Source organism: Sinorhizobium chiapasense (assembly GCF_045277575.1).
In the GTDB taxonomy this organism is placed as follows: domain Bacteria; phylum Pseudomonadota; class Alphaproteobacteria; order Rhizobiales; family Rhizobiaceae; genus Ensifer; species Ensifer chiapasense_A.
On the sequence record NZ_CP144206.1, the window covers coordinates 18,164 to 40,220 of the forward strand.

Annotated in this window: 15 protein-coding genes and 2 pseudogenes; 14 read left to right on the forward strand and 3 right to left on the reverse strand. The window is 63.1% G+C overall.

The genetic code is table 11. The annotated features are described in order from the left end of the window. Positions 1-32 precede the first annotated feature (32 nt). The 11 genes and pseudogenes from QM996_RS19100 to QM996_RS19150 all read left to right on the forward strand — a co-directional run bounded on the left by QM996_RS19100 (position 33) and on the right by QM996_RS19150 (position 16,044). Positions 33-1,586, forward strand: coding sequence for a sugar ABC transporter ATP-binding protein (locus QM996_RS19100; protein ID WP_334197644.1), 1,554 nt, complete (start codon positions 33-35; stop codon positions 1,584-1,586). Further along, the gene (locus QM996_RS19105; protein WP_334197645.1) at positions 1,583-2,617 is read left to right on the forward strand and encodes an ABC transporter permease; all 1,035 of its coding nucleotides are present in this window, start codon (positions 1,583-1,585) and stop codon (positions 2,615-2,617) included. The genes QM996_RS19100 and QM996_RS19105 overlap by 4 nt, the downstream gene beginning before the upstream one ends. 23 nt (positions 2,618-2,640) lie before the next feature. Continuing rightward, complete coding sequence (locus QM996_RS19110) at positions 2,641-3,642, forward strand: dihydroxyacetone kinase subunit DhaK (RefSeq protein WP_334197646.1); 1,002 nt, start codon at positions 2,641-2,643, stop codon at positions 3,640-3,642. Between the two features lie 4 nt (positions 3,643-3,646). Beyond that, positions 3,647-4,294 carry a dihydroxyacetone kinase family protein gene (locus QM996_RS19115; RefSeq protein ID WP_334197647.1) on the forward strand — a complete coding sequence of 216 codons (648 nt, stop codon included), beginning with the start codon at positions 3,647-3,649 and terminating at the stop codon, positions 4,292-4,294. A gap of 33 nt (positions 4,295-4,327) precedes the next feature. After that, positions 4,328-5,953 (forward strand): FGGY-family carbohydrate kinase, encoded by a 1,626-nt coding sequence (locus QM996_RS19120; RefSeq protein ID WP_334197648.1) that lies wholly within the window; start codon positions 4,328-4,330, stop codon positions 5,951-5,953. Positions 5,954-6,215: 262 nt separating this feature from the next. Further along, on the forward strand, positions 6,216-9,191 hold the full coding sequence (locus QM996_RS19125) for an NAD(P)-dependent oxidoreductase (RefSeq protein WP_334197649.1): 2,976 nt from the start codon (positions 6,216-6,218) through the stop codon (positions 9,189-9,191). A gap of 27 nt (positions 9,192-9,218) precedes the next feature. Further along, positions 9,219-9,615 (forward strand): annotated as a pseudogene (locus tag QM996_RS19130) (DUF4147 domain-containing protein); the annotation flags it as partial. Positions 9,616-10,015: 400 nt separating this feature from the next. Further along, complete coding sequence (aspA, locus tag QM996_RS19135; RefSeq protein WP_334197650.1) at positions 10,016-11,434, forward strand: aspartate ammonia-lyase; 1,419 nt, start codon at positions 10,016-10,018, stop codon at positions 11,432-11,434. Between the two features lie 65 nt (positions 11,435-11,499). Beyond that, positions 11,500-12,780 carry a dicarboxylate/amino acid:cation symporter gene (locus tag QM996_RS19140; RefSeq protein WP_334197651.1) on the forward strand — a complete coding sequence of 427 codons (1,281 nt, stop codon included), beginning with the start codon at positions 11,500-11,502 and terminating at the stop codon, positions 12,778-12,780. Between the two features lie 139 nt (positions 12,781-12,919). After that, positions 12,920-14,719 (forward strand): sensor histidine kinase, encoded by a 1,800-nt coding sequence (locus tag QM996_RS19145; protein WP_334197652.1) that lies wholly within the window; start codon positions 12,920-12,922, stop codon positions 14,717-14,719. Further along, complete coding sequence (locus tag QM996_RS19150; RefSeq protein WP_334197653.1) at positions 14,716-16,044, forward strand: sigma-54-dependent transcriptional regulator; 1,329 nt, start codon at positions 14,716-14,718, stop codon at positions 16,042-16,044. Before QM996_RS19145 ends, QM996_RS19150 begins: the two co-directional genes overlap by 4 nt. 186 nt (positions 16,045-16,230) lie before the next feature. On the opposite strand, the gene QM996_RS19155 is transcribed toward QM996_RS19150, so the two are convergent. Further along, positions 16,231-17,151: a LysR family transcriptional regulator gene (locus QM996_RS19155; RefSeq protein WP_334197654.1), complete on the reverse strand. Its 921-nt coding sequence runs from the start codon at positions 17,149-17,151 to the stop codon at positions 16,231-16,233. Between the two features lie 174 nt (positions 17,152-17,325). Between QM996_RS19155 and QM996_RS19160 the strand changes: the two genes are divergently transcribed. The 3 genes and pseudogenes from QM996_RS19160 to QM996_RS19170 all read left to right on the forward strand — a co-directional run. After that, a complete protein-coding gene (locus tag QM996_RS19160; RefSeq protein WP_334197655.1) occupies positions 17,326-17,868 on the forward strand; it encodes a hypothetical protein in 543 nt (180 codons plus the stop codon). Positions 17,869-17,940: 72 nt separating this feature from the next. Beyond that, positions 17,941-19,317 carry a carboxymuconolactone decarboxylase family protein gene (locus tag QM996_RS19165; protein ID WP_334197656.1) on the forward strand — a complete coding sequence of 459 codons (1,377 nt, stop codon included), beginning with the start codon at positions 17,941-17,943 and terminating at the stop codon, positions 19,315-19,317. 11 nt (positions 19,318-19,328) lie between these two features. After that, positions 19,329-19,444 (forward strand): annotated as a pseudogene (locus tag QM996_RS19170) (S-(hydroxymethyl)glutathione dehydrogenase); the annotation flags it as partial. Between the two features lie 29 nt (positions 19,445-19,473). On the opposite strand, the gene QM996_RS19175 reads toward QM996_RS19170, so the two are convergent. Then, the gene (locus tag QM996_RS19175; RefSeq protein ID WP_334197657.1) at positions 19,474-19,959 is read right to left on the reverse strand and encodes an adenosine-specific kinase; all 486 of its coding nucleotides are present in this window, start codon (positions 19,957-19,959) and stop codon (positions 19,474-19,476) included. A gap of 326 nt (positions 19,960-20,285) precedes the next feature. Next, positions 20,286-21,932 (reverse strand): caspase family protein, encoded by a 1,647-nt coding sequence (locus QM996_RS19180; RefSeq protein WP_500270456.1) that lies wholly within the window; start codon positions 21,930-21,932, stop codon positions 20,286-20,288. Positions 21,933-22,057 lie beyond the last annotated feature (125 nt).

Sequence of the window (22,057 nt, forward strand, 5' to 3'; positions counted from 1 at the left end):
GGCAACGCGTCGGTCAGCATGAGGACATTTCCGTGGCGGCACAAGCACATACCGCGCAGCAATCGGCGGCGCTCCTTGAACTCAGGAACATCCAGAAATGGTTCGGCGGTGTCCATGCCCTGCGTGGCATCGACCTGACGCTCCAGCCGGGCGAAGCCTATCATCTTCTGGGCGAAAACGGCTGCGGCAAGAGCACCGTCATCAAGATCATGTCGGGCGCGCATGCGCCGACCTCGGGCGAGATCGTGCTTGGCGGGGAGACCTTCTCGTCGCTGACGCCGATCCAGTCGCTCGCTGCCGGCATCGAGACCGTCTACCAGGACCTATCGCTGCTGCCGAACCTCACCGTCGCCGAGAATGTCGCGCTGAACGAGCAGTTGGTGAACGCCAACGGCCGTCTCGCGCGCCTTTTCGATCGCAAGCGGCTGAGGGAGACGGCGGAGCGCGCGGTCGCCGCCGCCGGCCTTCCGACCGACCGCGGCTTCCTCAACACCATCGTTTCCGACCTGCCGCTCGCCTCGCGCCAGCTCGTCGCCATCGCGCGCGCCATAGCGACCCGCGCCAAGCTCGTCATCATGGACGAGCCGACGACGTCCCTGACGCGCCGCGAGGTGGACAATCTCATCCGCGTCGTGGAGCGGCTGCGCTCGGACAACGTCGCCGTGCTCTTCGTCACCCACAAGCTGGACGAATGCTACCGTATCGGCGGCCATGCCGTCGTCTTCCGCGACGGCCAGTGCGTGGCGCAAGGCCCCATCGCGAATTACAGCAAGAAGGAACTGGCCGAACTAATGACCGGCCGTTCCATCGATGCTCAGCGCTACCGCACCGGCAAACCCTCCGACGCTGAACTCCTCAAGGTCGACCGTCTCGTCGCCGATGGTGTTAGGAAGATCAGCTTTTCCCTGAAGAAGGGCGAAATCCTCGGCATCACCGGCCTTGCCGATTCCGGCCGCAACGAACTCGCCATGGCCCTGACCGGCGTCGCGCCCGCAAGCGGCGGTGCGGTCAAGCTCGACAACAAGACCGTCTCCGTGCGCTCGCCCGCGGAAGCCATCGAACAAGGCATCGGCTATGTGCCGGAGGACCGGCTGGCCGAAGGCCTCTTCCTCGACAAGTCGATTCTCGAGAACGAGATCGCGCTCATCGTCCAGCGCCTCGCCAATTCGCTCGGTGTCGTCGACCGGGAGGAGGGGCGCAAGATCGCCGTCCGGCTTTCCGAGGAAATGCGCCTCAACACGAAAAATCTCGACCTGCCGGTCGGCGCGCTTTCGGGCGGCAACCAGCAGCGCGTGCTGATCGGCCGCTGGCTGAGCATTGCGCCGAAGCTGCTCGTGCTGCACGGGCCGACCGTCGGCGTCGATGTCGGCTCCAAGGACGCGATCTACCGCGTCATCCAGATGCTTGCGGAAGCGGGCATGGGCCTCGTCATCGTCAGCGACGACCTGCCCGAACTCCTGCAGAACGCCGACCGCATCCTCGTCATGAACAGCGGCCGGGTGGTCGCGGAGATGGATGCGGGACAGGCAACAGAAGACCAGCTCTACAAGGCGATGCTGGCGACCACGACGGAGACTGTGCAATGAGCGTTTCACGGACCGATGAATTCCCCAATGCTGCCGGCCCGTCGCGTTCCTTCAGCTTCGGCGACCTCGTTCGCCGCCGGCCGGAGACCATCACCTTCCTGCTGCTGGTGGCGATCTGTGTGGCCGTCGCCATCGTCAACCCGGCTTTCCTGCAGCCCTCGACGCTCATCGACATCGGCCGCGCCAGCGTGGTCATGGGCCTGTTCGCGCTCGGCGTCTTCATCATCCTGGCGGCGGGCGGCATCGACGTGTCCTTTACGGCGATCGCGGCCTTCACCATGTATTCGATGACCGTACTGGTGCAGAGCTACCTGCCGAACCTGCCCATCGTCGTCGTCATCCTCATGGCGACGCTCGGTGGTGCGGCGCTCGGCATCATCAACGGTCTGCTGGTCCATCACCTGAAGGTGCCGTCTCTGATCGTCACCATCGGCACGCAGTATCTGTTCCGCGGCTTCCTGCTCTCCTTCATCGGCACGGTCTGGATAATGTCCCTTCCGCCGCAGATGGGCGCATTCGGCCGCATGCCGCTCGTCCAGTTCGAGGCCGCCAATGGCGCGCTGATCACGCTGCCGTTCTACTTCCTCGTGCTGCCCGTTGCGGCCTTCGTGACCTGGTGGATCCTTAACCGCACCCTGATGGGACGCGCCATCTTTGCCGTCGGCGGCAATGCCGATATCGCAAGCCGCCTCGGCTACAGCCTGCGCACCGTGCATGTTTTCCTGTTCGGCTATGCGGGCGCGCTCGCGGGCCTTGCCGGCATCATCCATGTTTGCGCCAACCGCCAGGCCAATCCCTTCGATCTCGTCGGCACCGAGATCAACGTCATCGCCGCCGTCGTGCTCGGCGGCGCGCGGATCACCGGCGGCACGGGCACGGTGCTCGGCACCCTTCTCGGCGTGCTCCTGATCGTTGTGCTCAACAGCGTGCTGGTCATGGTCGGCATTCCCAGCACCTGGCAGCGGCTCGTCGTCGGCAGCTTCATTCTGCTCGCGGCCGCCTTCTTCGTCACGCGCCAGCGCAAGAAATAACCCCCCACTCCCGGAGGAAACCTATGAAGAAGTTCCTGAACGACCCCGTCAACTTCGTCGACGAGATGCTCGAAGGCATCTACAAGGCGCATCCCGCTGTCACCTATACGGCCGATGACCTGCGCTGCCTCGTGACGGCCAAGACCAAGCCCGGCAAGGTCGGCATCGCCACCGGCGGCGGTTCGGGGCACCTGCCGACCTTCCTCGGCTTCGTCGGTGACGGCATGCTGGACGGTGCGGCCGTCGGCGGCGTCTTCCAGTCGCCCAGCGCCGAGCAGATGTACCAGGTGACCAAGCACATCGATCAGGGCGCCGGCGTCCTCTACGTCTACGGCAACTATACCGGCGACATCATCAACTTCGACATGGCGGCCGAACTTGCCGATCTCGACGGCATCGCCGTCAAGCAGGTCGTCGGCAACGATGACGTCGCCTCATCCATCGTTGGCGAAGAGCACAAGCGCCGCGGCGTGGCGGGCATCTTCTTCATTTACAAGGCCGCTGGTGCGGCCGCCGCCGAGGGCCTTTCGCTGGATGAGGTCGCGCGCCTTGCCGACAAGGCACGCCTGCGCACCCGTACCATGGGCGTCGCGCTTTCGAGCTGTGTCGTCCCGGAAATCGGCCACGCCACCTTCTCCATCGGCGAGGACGAGATGGAGATCGGCATGGGCATCCATGGCGAGCCCGGAATCAGCCGCAAGAAACTCGCGCCGGCCGATGCCGTCGTCGACGAGATGATGGAGCGCATCTTTGCGGAAACGGACTATAAGCAGGGCGACAATGTTGCCGTGCTGATGAACGGCCTCGGCGGCACGCCGCTGGAAGAACTCTACATCCTCTTCCGCCGTGTGTCGCAGCTTCTGGACGCGCGCGGCGTTACCGCCAAGTATGTCTGGGTCGGAGAGTTCGCTACTTCGATGGAAATGGCCGGCGCTTCGATTTCGATCCTGCATCTCGACGAGGAGCTGGATCACCTGATCGCCGCCCCGGCGAACACGCCCTTCTTTCAGCATGTCGCAGGTTGATGCCATGACACTTAAGACATTGAACGCCGCCGATCTCATCGACCTCTTCAAGAGCTGGAAGGAGCTCTTTGCCGAACAGCGCGATTTCCTCATCGCGCTCGACGGCAAGGTGGGTGACAGCGATCTTGGCATCACCATGAGTAAGTCCTTCGCCGCTGCCGCCGAAGCGCTGGAAGCCGGAGGTGAAGCGGCCGGCATCGCCAAGCTGCTGCGCACCGCCGGCGCCACCATGGCCCGTACGGCGCCCTCCACCATGGGCACGCTGACGGCGACCGGGTTCCTGCGCGCAAGCAAGGCCGTCGAAGGCAAGGATGTGTTGGGCACCGCCGACATGGCCGCCTTCTGGCGCGCCTATCGCGACGGCGTTGCCGAACGCGGCAAGGCGAAGGTCGGCGACAAGACGCTGCTCGACGTGCTTGACCCCATCGCGACCACGCTGGAAGTGCAGGCGTCCGCCAGTGCCCCGCTTTCGGATGCGCTGAACGTGACGGCGGATGCAGCCGAACAGGCGCTGGAGGCCACCAAGTCCATGCTCGCGCAGCATGGCAAGGCGGCGGCGTTCCAGGAAAAGACGGTCGGCTTGCAGGATGCCGGTGCGACAGTCGGCGCTTTCCTGATCCGTCGCATGGCGCAATTCGTGGCGGGCCGATAGACTCGGTTATCCAACCTTCAGTGAGTATGGCTCATGACCCAGTCCCCGGATCGCAATGCCCGCTATGTCGTCGGTGTTGATGTCGGCAGCGGCAGCGCGCGGGCCGGCCTGTTCGACCTTTCGGGGGCCATGCTCGCTTCCGCCAGGCGGGACATTTCGATGTTCCGCGAGGCGGGTGCAATCGTCGAGCAATCGAGCGCCGAGATCTGGGATGCTGTCTGCGCCAGCGTCCGCGAGGCGGTCACTTCCGCGGGCGTCGATCCGGCCGCGGTGATCGGCCTCGGCTTCGATGCTACCTGCTCGCTCGTCGTGCTCGGCGACGGAGGGACACCGCTCGCGGTCGGCTCGTCGGAGCGACCGGAACGCGACATCATCATGTGGATGGACCATCGCGCCGTCGGCCAGGCGGAGCGGATCAACGCGCTGGGCCACGAGGTACTGCGATATGTCGGCGGGCGCGTCTCGCCGGAAATGCAGACGCCGAAGCTGCTCTGGCTGAAGGAAAACCGGCCGCAGGTTTTCGCCGCCGCCTGGCAGTTCTTCGACCTTGCCGATTTCCTCACGTGGAAAGCGACGGATGACCTCGCCCGTTCGACCTGCACGGTCACCTGCAAATGGACCTATCTCGCGCACGAGAACCGTTGGGATCCAAGCTATTTTGAGAAGATGGGTCTTGGGGAGCTTGCCGAAGAAGGCTTTGGCCGGATTGGCACTCGTATTGTCGAGCCCGGCACGCGCCTTGGGCATGGGCTCACACAGGAAGCAGCGGCAGCGATGGGCGTGCAGCCTGGGACGGCCGTGGCGGCGGGCATGATCGATGCCCACGCCGGCGGAATTGGCACGGTCGGCATCGGCGGCCGTCCGACGGAAAACCTTGCCTATGTGTTCGGCACCTCGTCATGCACAATGACCTCGACGAACGATCCTGTCTTTGTGCCCGGCGTCTGGGGTCCGTATTACTCGGCCATGGTGCCCGGCCTATGGCTCAATGAAGGCGGCCAGAGCGCTGCGGGCGCAGCCATCGATCAGCTGCTTGCCTTTCATCCGGCCGCCTCGGAAGCGGCCGCGCGGGCGCAGGCGCGCGGAATTCCTCTACCAGTCCTCATGGCCGAGGCCGTCTCTGCCAAGGCGCCATCGTTGTCTGAGGCCGTCCATCTTGCCGCCGGCCTACATGTGGTACCCGAGTTTCTCGGCAACCGCGCGCCCTTCGCCGATCCGCATGCAAGAGCCGTCATAGCCGGCCTTGGCATGGAACGGGATTTTGATAGCCTCCTTGCGCTTTACGTCGCCGGTCTATGCGGCATCGGCTACGGATTGCGGCAGATCATCGAGACGCAGGCCAGGGAGGGAGCCTCTGTCGAGCGGGTCGTCATCAGTGGTGGAGCGGGACGTAGCGGCTTCGTTCGCCAACTCCTCGCCGATGCCTGCGGCAAGGCTGTTGTTGCGCCCCAAGCGGAAGAACCGGTCCTGCTCGGGGCTGCCATTCTTGGGGCCGTTGCCTCCGGTGCCTTTCCCGACGTTGCGGCTGCCATGGCGACGCTCAGCACGGTCTCGGCGACCTATGAACCCGCCGGCGGCGAAATCGCCGAAAAGCATCAACAGCGCTTCCGCTGCTTTGAGGATCTCCAGACTTTCACGCGCTCGACGCAGGGCTTTTAACGCAGACGATGCGCGAAAAGTCCCCCAAACGAATTAGTCCGGCGCGCCAGGCAGGGCGTGACGGGTCTTCTGGCCCGCTTCGTCGGCGTGTTCATTGCCCACCTTTTGCGTGGCCGCCCGATCCGGGAGCTTGTGATCGGTATGCTTTAGAGCGCGCCCATGGCGCATTTCGCCTGCTGTTCGCCGCAGATGAAGTCTTCTTTCCGATGGGTTCGATCCACTATTCGCGCATCCTCACGCCTCGAAAACAGATAGGCTGATCATGACGAATATCGCGCAGATGCAGGAACAGCGACTGAAGGCAATCGAACTGACCAAATCGGGCGCGCCGAGGCTGCCGTCCAACCCATTCTTCGGTGTCGGCCCGATCACCGATGCTACCACCGACGAAGTGGACAGCCGCCTGCGGCGGATCGCATTCGATGCCTGGATCGAGAAGACCTATCGCAAGTTCGACGACAGGGGCAACGACATTGGCGGCTTCACAACCGCCGAGATTTCCCGCAGCATGCACCGCGGCTATCCGGCCGATAAGATTCTGACCGACATGATGCGGGCGATCCATCGCTATTTCGGCTTTCCGAAGACGAACCGCATGGCAGTCGGGCTCGGCGGTGGCCATAGTGGTTTCACCGTTTGCGTCCAGCATCTGATGAACGCCAACGACATCTCGCAACGCATCTATGTCGATACGCCGCGGCCAGAGAGCGATCCGTCCAAGGCTGCGGGCTTCTTCCGCCAGTCCTGGGCAACACAACTGATCGAAATGCAGCGCTTCGCCGAAAAGGGCTGCGAGAGCCGCATCCATTTCGCCGCCTCCGAAGGCGTCATTCCGACGGCGGCAGAGCTCTCCTCCCTTGGTGTTTCGATCTTCGTCGGTGTCGGCCACGAGACGACCGGTGCCAATGCCTATACCAGCGGCGAGATCCGCGAGTTGTTGAACTGGATCGAGGGCGATCCGGTAAACCGCCATGCGGTGTTCGACGCAACCTCGATGCTCGGTGCCATGCCGTGGGAGCCCGAACTGGTCGCTGCCGTTATGGCGAAGTGCTGCCTGTTCATGCCTTTCCAGAAGGCGATCGGCGGCATTTCGGGCTATTTTGTCGCCTCCTTCACGCCGCACGCCCTGGCACTGATCGAGAAGAACCAGCAATCTCCCGCCTGGGCGATCCCCCGGCAACTGAAGATCGCGCCGCCGATCGATCCCCGGCAGCCGTTTTCGGCCAAGCGCTCCGTCGACGCAGGGCCGTTCTACGACGCGGCCGAAGATCGCATGCTCGGCGGCGTCATCAACACCTATAGCGCGCTCGCCTTTGCCGAGACCACCTTCGGCCTGTTGCAGTCGGAGGCTCGGGTTGGCTCTGTCGTCGACCTCAACCGTCGGTCCGCCGCCAATCGCAAGGTGGTCGATGAGTGGGTCAAGGCGCATCCGCTTTTGTCGCTGACGGTCACCGATGCCGAGCGGCGCGGCGCGGCCGTGACGCTGCTGAAGGTGGAGGACGGCGGCATCAGCGATCCTGCCATCCACGCTCGCATCATCGCCCGTTCGAAGCAATTGCTCGGCTATGAGGGCATTACCCACCCGAACGGCGAATACGAGCCCGGCCTCGACGCGGCCCGCTACGTCAATGCCTTCCCGGGCACGCCCGGCGACTACCGCGCCTGGGTCGGTGGCATCCGCGAGCCGGAAGATGTCGTCGCACTCCTGGAGAACCTGCAATACGCCTATCTGCGTGCCAAGATTGTCGTTCTCGAAGAGGAACTGGCGAAGAACGGCGTCACATTCGAGGCTCCGGCCAAAGCCGATGGACCCGTCCGCAAGGACGATCCGTCGCGCGCCTATACCGTGCTGATCGCCGATATGATCGGCCTGCGCATTGGCGCCGACGGTCAGCCGGATCACAGCGAGGTGAAGGCCTATCTCGAGGAAAAGGGCGGTGTGTTCCATCTCGGCACGCTCGGCGACCGGTCGGCGCTCGAGAAGGGCCGCATCCATTTCTTCTACCAGCCGAATCTCAGCACCGAGGCGGAGATCCTGCCGCAGACCGACAAGGGCCAGTACGACGCGCTGATCGCGGCGGCGACCTTCATTCCGAAGGCCTCCGTCTTCCCGCTCGGCGGCGTGCGCATCGGCGCGGGCACGGGCAACATGGGCTCGGCCTCCTGGGGCGGCGGCAATGGCGAGGGCGGAACGGCTCCGCTCATGAACACGCCGGGGATCAACAGCCGGGCGACCGCCCAGATGGCGATGAAGGCGGTCGTGAAGGTCGTTCCCGATTTGCCGGTCGACCGGTTGCATCGGATGGTTGCCGAGGGCAACTTCGACACCGGCCGTCAGCTCAAGGATTTTCCCACCGCCAAGCTCGAAGGCCGGAAGATCGCCATTCTCGGCTACGGCAATATCGGTCGTGAAGTCGCCAAGCTTGCGAAGGCCTTCGGCATGAAGGTGGCGATCTACGCTCGCGAGCATCACAAGCGCTGGATCGAGGCGGAGGGCTTTGACTATGCCGCAACTGCGGTCGCGGCGGCGACCGGTGCCGACGTGCTCTCCGTCCATATAGGTCTCGGCCGCCTCGACGCGGCGAGGGGCGTCTATTCCAACGCCGGAACTGTCGATGCGAAGGTGCTCGGCGCGATGAATGACGGGTCCGTGCTGGTCAATTACGACCGCGGCGAGGTCGTCGATGCGGCCGCGCTCGACGAGGCGCTGTCATCTGGCAAGATCGCGCACGCCGCGATCGACGCCGACCTCTTCAAGGATGCCGCGACCGGCAAGCTCAGCGGACCGATGCTGCCTTACCTGCCGCTCGAGGAGCGCCATAAGGGCAAGCTCGAACTGCTGCCGCATGCTGCTGCGGATACCGATCATCCCACGCGGGTGACCGGTGCGAAGCAGGCAGTCGACCAAATCTTCGATGCCATCCAATACAAGTCGGTCACCAATCTCAAGGGCGACCTGCCGGTTGGCTATGTGTCGGCAGGCAGTTGCACTCCCGCTGGTATCGGCCGGGTCTCGAAGAGAGCGGTCGCCGCACTCGGCGGCAAGGCGGAGCTTCTTGAGGACCTGCGGCAAACGTCTGAAAGGGTCGCTGCGATCCTCGGCGCACTCTCTGCCGTCTCCGATCCGGACCATCGCGATCGGATCGTCGATCGCTACACCGGCTTGCTTGTTGAAAGTGTCGATCGGCAGCGGGCACTGCTCGAGAAGCTCGGCTTCTACGGGCCAGCGGAGGAGTGATACAGGTTATCGGCCGACGAGCGTCGTCTGTTCTCGACCTCGCTCATTAATGCGGCGGTCGCTGCTGCCGATCCGGCAAAAGGGATCGCCGCCTATCTGCCGCCACGCCCGAAGGGCCGCACCGTTGTAGTCGGTGCAGGCAAGGGTTCGGCACAGATGGCGAAAGCGCTGGAGAGCCAGTGGGACGGTCCGCGAGGGGTCGTCGTTACGCGATAGGGGTTCGGCGTCGCTTGCGACAGGATCCAAATTATCGAAGCATCGTATCCGGTACCTGACGAGGCGGGGCTCCTCGCCTCGATGCGGCATTTTGAAGCCGGCCTCGAGTCTGTCTGCTGACGACCTGGTCATCGCGCTCCTATGTGGCGGCGGCTCGGCGCTACTGCCGATGTCGTCCGGGGGCACGACGCTCGCGGACGAGATAGCTCAGACTTACCCTTAGTCGAATTGGCAGGTCGGCTCGCGTTGCTCATCACGCGCGCATCCGTCCGTTCGCAGGCGCAATTGCGACAGTGGCGTGGATACGCCAATGCCGGATCATGTCCAAGCGAAATGGCTAAGCAAGGGCCAGCATCCGAACGAGTCTTGCTTAGGCAGCGACGACAGGTGAGCTGGCTCCCGGTACGGGAGTGCGTCATTCGGGTTTCCGAACGGGCTGGCCACGCCTCATCCGGAAATCCGAACGTGATCGAGTGGACCAGCAAACAGAATAGATTGATTTCAATGGTTTAGCGGCCCTGCTCGTGTCCGCTCGAATTGGCACGCGTGTTGCTCTCTTCAAGCAACCCCCGCTCGGCAGCGGGTGGATGGAGAGGAGAAAACACTCAATGACTGTTGCCTTGAGCCGTGTAGAGCATGACTTGCTCGGGGACCGGGAGGTCCCCATGGACGCCTACTACGGCGTTCACACCCTGCGCGCCGTCGAAAATTTCGCGGTGACCGGAATTCCGATCTCTCACTATCCGGACCTGATCCGCGCGCTCGCACAGATCAAGATGGCGGCTGCACGGGCCAATCTGGAACTGGGGCAGCTCGATGCTCAAAGGGCGGAGGCGATCGTTGCAGCTTGCCGGGAAATCGAAGCCGGCGCGCTCAACGATCAATTCGTCGTGGATGTGATCCAAGGCGGCGCCGGCACCTCCACCAACATGAACGCCAATGAAGTGATCGCCAATCGGGCGCTCGAGGTCCTGGGGCGCGTCCGCGGTGACTACCGGCATCTGCATCCGAACGAACACGTCAACCTTGGCCAGTCCACCAACGACGTTTATCCGACGGCGCTGAAGCTTGCGACCTATAGCGGCATCTTCCGTTTGATCGATGCCATGGCGCATCTCCGTGCGGCTTTCGAGCGCAAGGCCGCCGAATTCCACGACATCCTCAAGATGGGCCGGACCCAGTTGCAGGACGCAGTGCCGATGACGCTGGGGCAGGAGTTCTCCACCTATGCGGTGATGCTGGCCGAAGACGAGCAGCGGTTGCGCGAAGCTGCGCTGCTGATCCGCGAGATCAACCTCGGCGCTACCGCCATCGGCACGGGCATCACCGCCCATCCCGACTACGCATCCCTGGTTTGCCGGTTGCTTGCCGAGATCAGTGGCGTGCCGGTGATCACCGCGCCCAATCTCATTGAAGCCACACAGGATTGCGGTAGCTTCGTCCAGCTTTCGGGTGTCTTGAAGCGCGTCGCGGTGAAGCTTTCCAAGGTGTGCAACGATCTGCGGCTGCTTTCCAGCGGCCCACGGGCGGGCTTCGGCGAGATCAACCTGCCGCCGCGCCAGGCCGGCTCCTCGATCATGCCCGGCAAGGTCAATCCGGTGATCCCGGAAGTCGTCAACCAGATCGCCTTCGAGGTGATCGGCAACGACCTGACGGTGACCTTCGCTGCAGAGGCGGGCCAGCTGCAGCTTAATGCCTTCGAGCCGATCATCGCCCACAGCCTGTTCAAGAGCATCGGCCACCTCAGCCAGGGATGCCTGATCCTCGCCGACAAATGCGTCGACGGCATCACCGCGAACCGCGAACGCCTGGAAGCAAGCGTGCTGGGCTCGATCGGCATCGTCACCGCACTCAACCCGATTATCGGCTATGCCAATGCGACCGAGATCGCAGCCGAGGCGCACCGGACCGGCAAAGGCGTCGCCGAACTCGTGGAGGCGCGCGGCCTGATGACGGCCGAAACGCTTGCCGAAGCCTTGCGCCCGGAGGCGCTGACCAGACCGCGCCCGATCATGGCGCGCAACTGAACCACCCCAACTGTTGACTAAAAATCCGCCCGGATGAGCCGGGCGGAGGGAGGAAGGAGATTATCATGAAGATAAACAAGCAGACGACCTGGATCGTCATCGCGATGATCCTGGGGGTCATCGTCGGCTATGGCTGCAACGTGCTCTCGGACAGCCCGGCTGCAGCAAAGGACATCGCCGCCTATTTCGCGATGGTGACGGACATTTTTCTGCGACTGATCAAGATGATCATCGCGCCGCTGATTTTCACTACGCTCGTCGCCGGCATGGCCGGCATGGGTGACGCCCGCACCGTTGGGCGCATCGGTGGCAAGGCGCTTGGCTGGTTCCTGATGGCATCGCTCGCGTCGCTGGCGATCGGCCTCGTCTTCGCCAACCTTTTCCAACCCGGCGCCAATGTCGGCGTGCCGCTGCCCGACATTTCGGCCACCGCCGACCTGAAGACGTCGTCGCTCAATCTCAAGGATTTCATCACCCACGTCTTCCCGCGCAACATCTTCGAAGCGATGGCGAACAACGAGATCCTCCAGATCCTCGTCTTCTCGGTGTTCTTCGGTCTTGCGCTCGGCAGCCTGAAGGACACGAAGGCGCGTGCCCTGATCGAGGTCATCGAAGGTGCCGTCCCGGTCATGCTGAAGGTAACGGACTATGTGATGCGCTTCGCCCCGCTCGGTGTCTTTGCCGCGGTCGCCAACGTCGTCACCGTCCAGGGCCTCGGCATCCTGATGGTCTACGGTAAGTTTGTCGGCAGTTTCTACGCGACGCTCGTCGTGCTCTGGGCCGTGCTCGTCGGCGCCGGTTTCCTGGTGCTCGGGTCGAATGTATTCCGCCTGGTCCGGGAGGTGCGGCAGCCGATGCTCGTCGGTTTCTCCACCGCCTCCAGCGAAGCGGCCTATCCGCGTGTCATGGAGAAGCTGGAAGACTTCGGCGTGAAGGAGCGCGTCATCGGCTTCGTCCTGCCGCTCGGCTATTCCTTCAACCTCGACGGCTCGATGATCTATACGGCCTTCGCTGCGTTGTTCATCTCCCAGGCTTACGGCCTGCCGCTCACAATGGAACAGCAGATCGTCATGCTGCTGGTCCTCATGGTTTCGAGCAAGGGTATCGCCGGCGTGCCGCGTTCCGCGCTTGTCGTCGTTGCCGCGGTACTGCCAATGTTCAATCTGCCTGAGGCCGGCGTGCTCCTGATCATGGGCATCGACCACTTCCTTGACATGGGACGCACCGCCACCAACGTGCTGGGCAATGCGATCGCCACGACGGTCGTCGCCAAGTGGGAAAACGCACTCGACATTCCTGACGAAGCGGAACAGCGCACGCGCGAAAGACTGGTCGCAGCCGAATAGGCCGACGCCCAATGACGGTCTGCCCGCTTTCTCTTGAGAAGGCGGGCAGATCGCCGCATGCTCGCTCGGCCTCATCGGATGTGGTAGGGAGCCGGATCAACAATAGTTGCGGCCTGTGTATCCGCTCCCATTCGTCCCAATGTCGATCGCCTCTTTTGTCCGCAAATACGGTTTATTGCTCCCCGGCCTCGCCGCCGTGGCGCTCGTTGTCGGCCTTGCGGGCTTTCGCATCAGCGAGACCCTGGGCCTGGCGGAGTTACAGAGAACGGGAACGCAACGCCTCGAGCTCTATGCCACCAGCCTGAACAGGCAGATCGACAAATACGCCTATTTCCCGGCGACGCTCGGCCTGGAGCGGGACGTGATCGACCTGATCGCGCACGGTAAGCCGCTCACCGACACCGTCAACCGTTACCTGGAGCAGCTCAACCAGCGGGCAGGCACGCTGTCGATCTACCTGCTCGACCGCAGGGGACACGTGGTCGCCGCCAGCAACTGGAACCGTCCGGACAGCTTCATCGGCGAAGACCTGTCCTATCGCTCCTATTTCAACGATTCCATGCAGGGGCGGCCCGGGCGGCTTTTTGGCATCGGTACCACCCGCGGCGAGCCTGGCTACTATCTCTCTTCGCCTTTGCTCGCGAACGGCGCGGTCGTCGGCGTGGCTGCGGTCAAGGTCAGCCTTGAACAGTTGGAACAGTCCTGGGCGACCGTCGAAGTGCCGGTCATCGTCACGGACCAGAACGGCGTCGTCATCCTTGCGTCCGTACCCTCCTGGAAATTCACTACGCTACGCCCACTGCCGGACCAGGAGCGGCGGCGTCTGGAGCGCAGTCTGCAGTACAACGCGCGCCCGCTTCCCTCGCTCGGACTGCGGCGCGAGGAGGCTTTCAGCGAAAATGCTACCCTCGTGCGGCTCGCGCCATCGGCGGACGTCGACGGCGGTTTCAAGTTGTCGGGCAACTTTCTGGCGCAGACCGCCCCGATGGGCGACACTGGCTGGTCTCTGACGGTGCTCTCCCCCGCCGGCGAAATCAGTGCGATCGCTTGGACTCGTGCGGCGCTGGCCGCAATCGCCAGCGCCTTCGTCGGCATCGTGCTTGTGCTGCTTGACCAACGGCGGCGGCATCTGCACGACCAGCTGCGGGCTCGCGAAGCGCTGCAGCGCGCCCATGACGAGCTAGAGCTCAAGGTCGAGGAACGGACACGGACGTTGCGGGCCGCGCAGGACGAACTCGTCCATGCCGCCAAGCTGGCTACGATCGGCCAGATTTCCGCCGGCCTTGCCCATGAGATAAATCAGCCTCTCGCGGCGCTGCGCACGCTTTCCGGCAATGCGGTCAAGTTCCTCCGGAGGGGCGATGTGGCGACTGCCGAAAGCAACCTTGACCGCATCGGCAGCATCGTCGACGGGCTGGGCACGCTAACCAACCAGCTCAAGTCCTTCGCCCGCAAATCCTCGGGTACGCCGGGTCCGGTCGATGTGCGACGTTCGGTCGGCAACGCACTGTTCCTGCTCGAACAGCGCCTGCGCCGCGCGAATGTAGACGTGTCCACCGAGATCGGGACGGGCGAGATTACGGCGCTCTGCGATGCCAACCGTTTGGAGCAGGTCATGGTCAACCTGATTGCCAATGCGCTGGACGCCATCGAAAACGCAGCGTCGCCTGCTCTGCGCCTTCGCGGCTGGCGCGAAGATGGACGCGCGGTCATCGAGGTCCATGATAACGGGCCGGGCCTGCCGGAACACGTGCGTGAGCACCTCTTCGAGCCCTTCTTCACGACGAAGGAAAGCAACAGGGGCTTGGGGCTCGGCTTGGCCATTTCGTCGGAAATCGTGCACCATTTCGGTGGAACGCTGACCGGGGCGAACCACCCTCAGGGCGGCGCGGTTTTCACCGTCGTCCTGCCCGCACCCGGTATCGGAGAAACGCCATGAGCGACAACCTCAAGGTCCTGATCGTCGAGGACGAGCCGAACGTCCGCCTTGGATGCCAGCAGACGCTCGAACTTGAAGGCATGGATGTCGAAGCGGTAGACAGCGCCGAGAAGGCGCGACGGCTCGTTCCTGTCGACTTTCCGGGGATCGTCGTTACCGACATCCGCCTGCCGGGCCACGACGGCATGGCGCTCATGCATGATCTTCTGCGGCAGGACCGCGACCTGCCGGTCGTCTTGATGACCGGGCATGGCGACGTTTCTCTTGCGGTTCAAGCGATGAAGGACGGAGCTCACGACTTCATCGAGAAGCCGTTCTCGCCTGACTATTTCGTCGAGGTCGTGCGGAGAGCGCTGGAGAAGCGCAGGCTGACGCTGGAGGTGCGCGAACTGCGCGCGCGGCTTGAGAACAGGCAAATAACCGCTGCTCGCATCATCGGAGGCTCGGCCGCCATCGAGAGGGTACGTCACCTCATCGGCGAGCTCGGCAACAGCGCCGCGGATGTGCTGATCCAGGGTGAGACCGGAACCGGCAAGGAACTCGTGGCACGCTGCCTGCACGATGCCAGCCCGAGACGGAGCGGCAATTTCGTCGCCATCAATTGCGGCGGGGTTCCCGAAAACCTGTTCGACAGCGAAATCTTCGGCCACGAGCCAGGCGCCTTCACCGGTGCCGCGAAGCGCCGGATCGGCAAGATCGAGCACGCCAGTGGTGGCACGCTGTTTCTCGACGAGATCGAGAGCATGCCGATGGCCATGCAGGTGAAGCTACTCAGAGTGCTGCAGGAGCGAACGCTCGAGCGCCTTGGATCGAACACGCCGATCTCCATCGACTGCCGCGTCGTCGCTGCGACCAAGGTCGATCTGGCGGCGCTTGCGGAACGAGGAGAGTTTCGTGCCGATCTCTATTATCGGCTGAATGTCGCGACGCTACCCTTGCCGCCCTTGCGCGAACGCCGCGAGGACATCGGCCTGCTGTTCGAGCATTTTGCCCTGCAGGCGGCGTCACGCCACGAGCGGGCCGTGCTCGATCCAGATGCCGAGCGGACAAGGCGGCTGCTTGCCTATCACTGGCCGGGCAATGTGCGTGAGTTGCGCAATGTCGCTGAGCGCTGCGTGCTGGGTATCGAGACCGGCTTTCCGCCTTTCGGCGGAGCGGCGGACGCGACCTCTCGTCCTCTGGCACAAACCGTCGAAGCTTTCGAGCGCGCGCTGATCGCCGAAGCCCTCAGCCGCAACGGCAATAGCCTCGCCCGCACCAGCGAGGATTTACTGACGCCGAAGGCGACCCTGCACGATAAAATCCGCAAGTACGGATTGACGTGATGCCGATCTGTCGCTCGGCACTGCGAAGGCATTAGCGCCCTCTGAAATTCCATGCTGTTTTCAGTATGGCGTGAGCGGCTTCTGGGGCCAGTTCGAAATCATCGACTTTGGTCGCCGGCACGGTCGGGGGCAAGTGGACCGGATGGCGTTGGTCGCCCCAGTCGATCGGAGCAACTTTCGGCGACGCTATTGATCCGTCTCTTGCGATATCTCCCGGATCACGCGTCGAAGCCATTGGTGTCCCGCATCCACCTCATGGCGCGCATGCCAGGCCTGAACGACCCGAAAGGGCGGAATTTCGATCGGCGGCGGGCAGAACCGAAGCGGCAGCCCTCCTGGCAATCGCCCGAACAGGCGTCGGGGTTCCGTTGCCACGAGGTTCGATGAGTCGACCAGGAATGGTGCCATCAGAAAGTGCCCGACGGTGACCGCCACTTTTCGCTTCAACCCCCGCTCGGCCAGTACCGCGTCGACGTAGCCGTACGGATTGCCCCTCGTCGATACCTGGAGATGGCGAAGCGATAGATAACGGTCGAGGTCGAGAGGGCCAGCAAGAGCGGGGTGATCGCCCCGGCCGGCGCAGACGAAATCCTCTTCGTAGAGCAGTTCCTCGCGCAGGTGAGTGGGTGGGGCCGGGAAGTTGCCGGCGATGAGTTCGACCGATCCTTCTTCCAGCATCGGCAGGCCGACGCCGTGGCTGGTGTTGCGGACCACGAGCGAGACGTTCGGCGCTTCGCGTTCCAGCCGCGCAGTCAATCGAGGCAAGAGCACGTAGGCTGCATAGTCAGACAAGCCGAGTACGAACTGGCGTGCGCTCCCTTTTGGTTCGAACGCCTGGCCGCCGCGCAGCACGACTTCAACCTGTTCGAGGATCGAGCGGATGGCCGGAGCGGCATCGAGCGCAACCGGCGTCGCAATCATGCCGCGCGGCGAGCGAACGAACAGAGGATCGCCGAAGAGGGCGCGCAGCCGATTGAGTGCGTGACTGACGGCCGGCTGCGTGAGCCCGATCCGTTCGGCGGCGCGGGTCGCATGTCCTTCCGCCACCAGGGCGTCGAACACGACCAGGAGATTGAGGTCGATGCTGGCGATATTAACGGTCTTCATGACGGCGATGCTATTTATTCATTGGATTTATCGCAATCACTCGATCTTCAATGGCCGCGTTCCCTTGGTCCGTCAGACCGATGCAATCGCCGCTCGAAGCTCCCAACTCGAGCCCGCTGAAGGAGAAGACTTTTGCCCAGCCCCTCCACCATTTCCCGTCACCGGAAGACTGTCTTGCTCCTCACATCGCTTCATCTGGCGATCACGAGCCTGGCGGGCTCGGCGATCAGCCTCGCGCTTGTCTTGCCCGTGGTCGCGCAGACGAAGACCGAAGCGGTTGCCGCCGCCGACGCCATCAATGCTGCAAAGGCCAGCGTCGCCGATGCACTGGCATCCGGTGAACGCGTGCTGCTCGTCGAACTCCATGGGTCGACGCTCTACGTTTTCAACACCGAGAACAATGTCGGCGGCCCGGTCCTGCGCGTTCTTGAACAGTTGGGCTTCAGACCCGTTCTACCGGAAGGCGTTGATATTGGCGCTTCGGGCGTGACGTCTCTCCCCGTCGACGCGTTGCGGCGCACCCCTGCCGATCACGTCTTATTTCTGAACTTCTCCACGTCGCACAGTGCGGTTCGCGAGGTCGAAGCGGCGCTGCGGCCGATTTCGGGCGGTCGCCTCTATCGGATGGACACGACGACATCCATCGCACTCTCCGCAGAATGGACCGAGCCATATCTCGTACCGCTTATCGCCGAAGCGATCCGGGCTGACGGCTGACGCGAGGCAGCGTGGTCAAACTCGGCGCGCCCCGGAGCACAGCGCCGTGAGACCGAAAAGGATCCGAAGACAATGACCAGCAATTCGAAAGATGCCGAGCCGAACGGCGACGGCACGATAGATCAGGACAGACGAGCCATGTTCAAGACTTCTGCAGGCCTGGTGGCCACCGCCGCACTCGGCGAACCCGCATCCGCACAAGGGATTGATGCCTCAGCCGAGGATCGGCGCGCAAAGGGGCTCGAGGCCCTAAGCGCCGTTGGTGGCGCAGACTTCAGCCGGACGCTCGATCCACTTTCCCCGGATCTCTCCCGGATTCTGATCGAAGACGCCTATGGCGATGTGATGGCACGGCCCGGCCTTCCGCAGAAAACCCGCGAGCTTATCAATGTGGCCGTCATCACCGTCCTGGGGACAGCGCGGCCTGCGCTTCGCTTTCACATCGCCGGCATGTTGGAGACCGGCTGGAACCCGCGTGAGGTTGTCGAGACCCTGCTTCATAGTGTGGTCTACGGCGGCTTTCCCTTCGCCCAGGACGCGATGCTTCTGGCCAGGGACATATTTGCCGCGCGTGGCGTTGCCGTCGACACCGCCTCCGGTCGACCGGAAGGTGATGACTGGGTGCTCGGGGTGCAACAGCTGCTCAAGACAGGCGGAGACGACGCCGGCGCCCTTGCCCGCCGCGCGGTCGATGGATCTGGTCCATCTCCCGCTCTCGATCGGCTGACGGTCGAGTTTGCCCACGGCGAAATCTGGAATCGGCCGGGGCTTGCGCTCAAGGACCGGGAATTTGCAACCCTCGCCATGGTGGTTGCGATCGGCAATCTCGACAGTACGGTGCGTTTTCACGTCGGGGCCTGTTTGCGGACCGGATGGACGCGGGCCGAAATCACGGAGCTGCTGATCCAGCTGCCGGTTTACATCGGTTGGCCGAAGGCGCTCACCGCAGTCGAACCGGCGCTCGCCGCATTCGCAGAAGCGGAGAAGCCGGGCGGTCTGGCTGAACCGTCAAAGGCAAGTGAGGGCTTGGCCGAGGAGCGTACGCAGGCAGAGACGGACGAGGCCCGCTTCGACAGAGGCGTCGCAGCCATGGGCGACATCAGCCGGGCTTCTGGCCACGCCGTGGTTGAAGCGTTCCGTGACGTCGCTCCCGATCTCGGCCGCTACATCCTCGAATTTTCCTACGGCGATGTGTTCTCGCGGCCCGGCCTCGACCTGAAATCGCGTGAACTGGCGGCTGTCGCCGCGCTTGCGGCGCGTGGAACCGCAGCAGACGAAATACCGCTCAAAGTTCACGTCCAAGGGGCGCTGAATACTGGAGCCACACGAGAAGAAGTGACGGAGGCTATTCTCCACATGCTGCCCTATGCCGGTTTCAGTCGTGTGCAGGCGGCGATGGCATCGGCAAGCCAGGTGTTTCACGGAACCGAAGCCGAGGAGGGTCCCTAACCTGCGTGGCTCGAAAGGTCATCATCGGCATCACCGGGCCGGCCAGCAGATTTCGGCCTGTCCGTCCCACCTCGCCACCGGCCGTACCTGGATGGGCACGGCCTTCGGTGGCGCGCGGGGCCGCACCGGCACGCTGGCCTCGGCCTAATCCAGGCACTAAAGCTTGTAGCCGATCTGTCGCAGCAGGTCTTTCCGCCACGCAATGTCTGAGTCCGTTTCGACACCCAGCGGTGAGGCGCCATCCACCACGCCGAGCACGCCGCGACCCAACTCCGTTTGCGCGACGATCACCTGTGTCGGGTTGGCCGTCGCACAGTAAATGCGGCAGACCTCCGGCACGGCACGCACGGCGGCCAGCACATTGACGGGAAAGAATCCGTCACCCAGGAAGATCAGGAAGGTGTGGCCGGCGCCAATCGCCAACGCGTTGTCGCGTGCAAGGGCGAGCATGGCTTCGTCATTACCCGACCAGCGCACAAGCCGCTTACCGGAGGCCTCGCAGAAGGCCAGCCCAAAGCGGATGCCAGGAACCGCGCCCACCATCGCCTCGTGGAGGTCTTCCACAGTCTTGATGAAATGCGACTGGCCGAAAATGAAGTTGGCGGCGTCCGGCTTGACGATGGGCACCACGGTGAGTTCCATGGCTGCGCTCCTTCAAGGTAGGCAATGCAATGGTAGCTAGGCTCGCGCAAAGCGATTTCAAGCGGCCATGTTGCGCTGGGACCTAAAGCGGAGGAGCCGCGGAACACCGCTTGCGGGCCGTTGCTACCTTGGCAAACGTTTTCTCCATTGGACTTACAATCACGCAGGAACCGAGCGAAGGTCCAGTCGGCTCGATGCGGACGGCCCAGGGATCTGCCTATGACGCTGAAGTGGATCGCGTCGCAGGCTTTAAGCATGTCGCCGCTGGATGAGAGCTCGGTGGCAGGTCGCACGCACGTCGAAGTCTACCTGACACGACCTTCACGCTACATCTTGCCCATAGTAATGATTCCGGAGCAACCGCTGCCTGCTCCGGTTCCCCTGAACTTGCCGGTTCCTTTACCTCCTTTTATCGTCCCCGTCAGGATATTGCCTCCCTTCCTTCCCTTATGGACAAATGTGAGGGTAATAGTGACGGCTCCGTTGCTGGAGATTTTTCCCGAGAACCCAGAGCTGGACGACACTGTGCCGTGACTTACGAAAACGGTTGACGAGAGTTCGCGCCAAGCGCCGCAGTCCGTCTTTGCATGCCTTGTTATCCGCCATGTGCCGTCGAAGGCACTCAGGCCGGGCTCCACGCAACGATTGTCGCGGGCTTCCATCCCGTTACCGCAGACGAGCGGACAGACACGATTGCCGATCGCTTTCAGCCCATTCAAAAGCTCCTCGGTCGGTGCGAGTGACGCAAGCTTCAGTCCCTTGCGCCCGGCATATGCCTGCAGGGCCTTCCTGCTGCTCTCACCCCATTTGCCGTCGACCCGGCTGAGGCATCCGATGCGCGCCAGTTCCCTTTGGGTGGCGAACGCGAGTTCACCGGCCGTCATGTTGGCCGCCGGCGAACCGGACACCTGTGCCCTTGAGTTGGCCTGTTCAAGTGCAGCGACATCAGTTGGCCTGGCGTTGTCTTCCAGGTTTACGGCGCGTTTGGAATCGGCCGTTTCCTGCTCCGCCGCCTGCCGTTCCTTTTCGCGCGCTCCGATCGCCGCGATCTTCAATTTCGCAAGCGTTCCGAATGCGCCATTGGGGTATTCCCGGAGGTATGCTTCGAAGAAACTGCTTTCGGTCGAATCCTTAATGGAATTCCAGTAGGCAAGCTCCACGGTTCTGTCGGTATCCACTGTCGCCGCCGGGCTCTTCGCTGAGTCCAGGACCGGCGACGGATTTAGAACAACGGGGCCTGTCAGGGATGAGCTGTCCCAAGGAATCTGCTTGCCGTCCGTGACCTGTAACACGGTGCGACGCACTGCAATCAGGTCATCCGTTATGCTCTGCCCGGGTGTGCCGAGGTGTTTCAGCAAGGCTGTCGTGAACGGGGAGTTCCTGCCAGCCCCATCAAGGGCAACGTTTCCCGGCTGAGTTGCGAACGCAATCAGCGAGCCCACGCCGGTATCGAGTTTCGCCAACCCCCGCCCCACGACCATGGATCGCGTTCCCAGGGAGCGGACCAACGTCACGGCCAGTGGATTGTCACGGCACGCGTCGAGGAACACCAAGTTGACCTTGGCGTTACGCTCCATGGCGGAGAGCACGAGCTCGATCGGCAACGCCTCGAAATCCAGATCGTTGTTTGAACGAAGCTGCGCGTCGACTGGGATCATGTAGTTGGCCCCGTTTACCTGCAGCCCATGACCGGCATAGAAAAAGAGGGCCACGTCAGCGCCTTCGACTTTGCCCACAAACTCTCGGATCGACCGACGCATTCCCGCCAGGTCGAGGTCGTGGCCGGTCACCACCACGAATCCCAGTCCTGTCAATTTCGACGCCATGTCGCTGGCGTCATTCTGCGGGTTCGTAAGCTGTGGCGCGTGCTGGTAGGCCGAGTTTCCAATGACCAGCGCGACGCGCTTTTCGGCCCAAGCGTACGAGCTTAGAAAAAAGAACGAGAGCACAACGGCCGCACGAAGAAAATACATAGGAGCCAGCCCCACCGACCATGCTCCCAAGTCGAAATCGACGTTTGGCAGGCACACCTCCGATTGTCGCTGTCAGCGCATCGGACCAGCCCAAGGGATTGCAGTCGGGATGAATTAAGAATGAT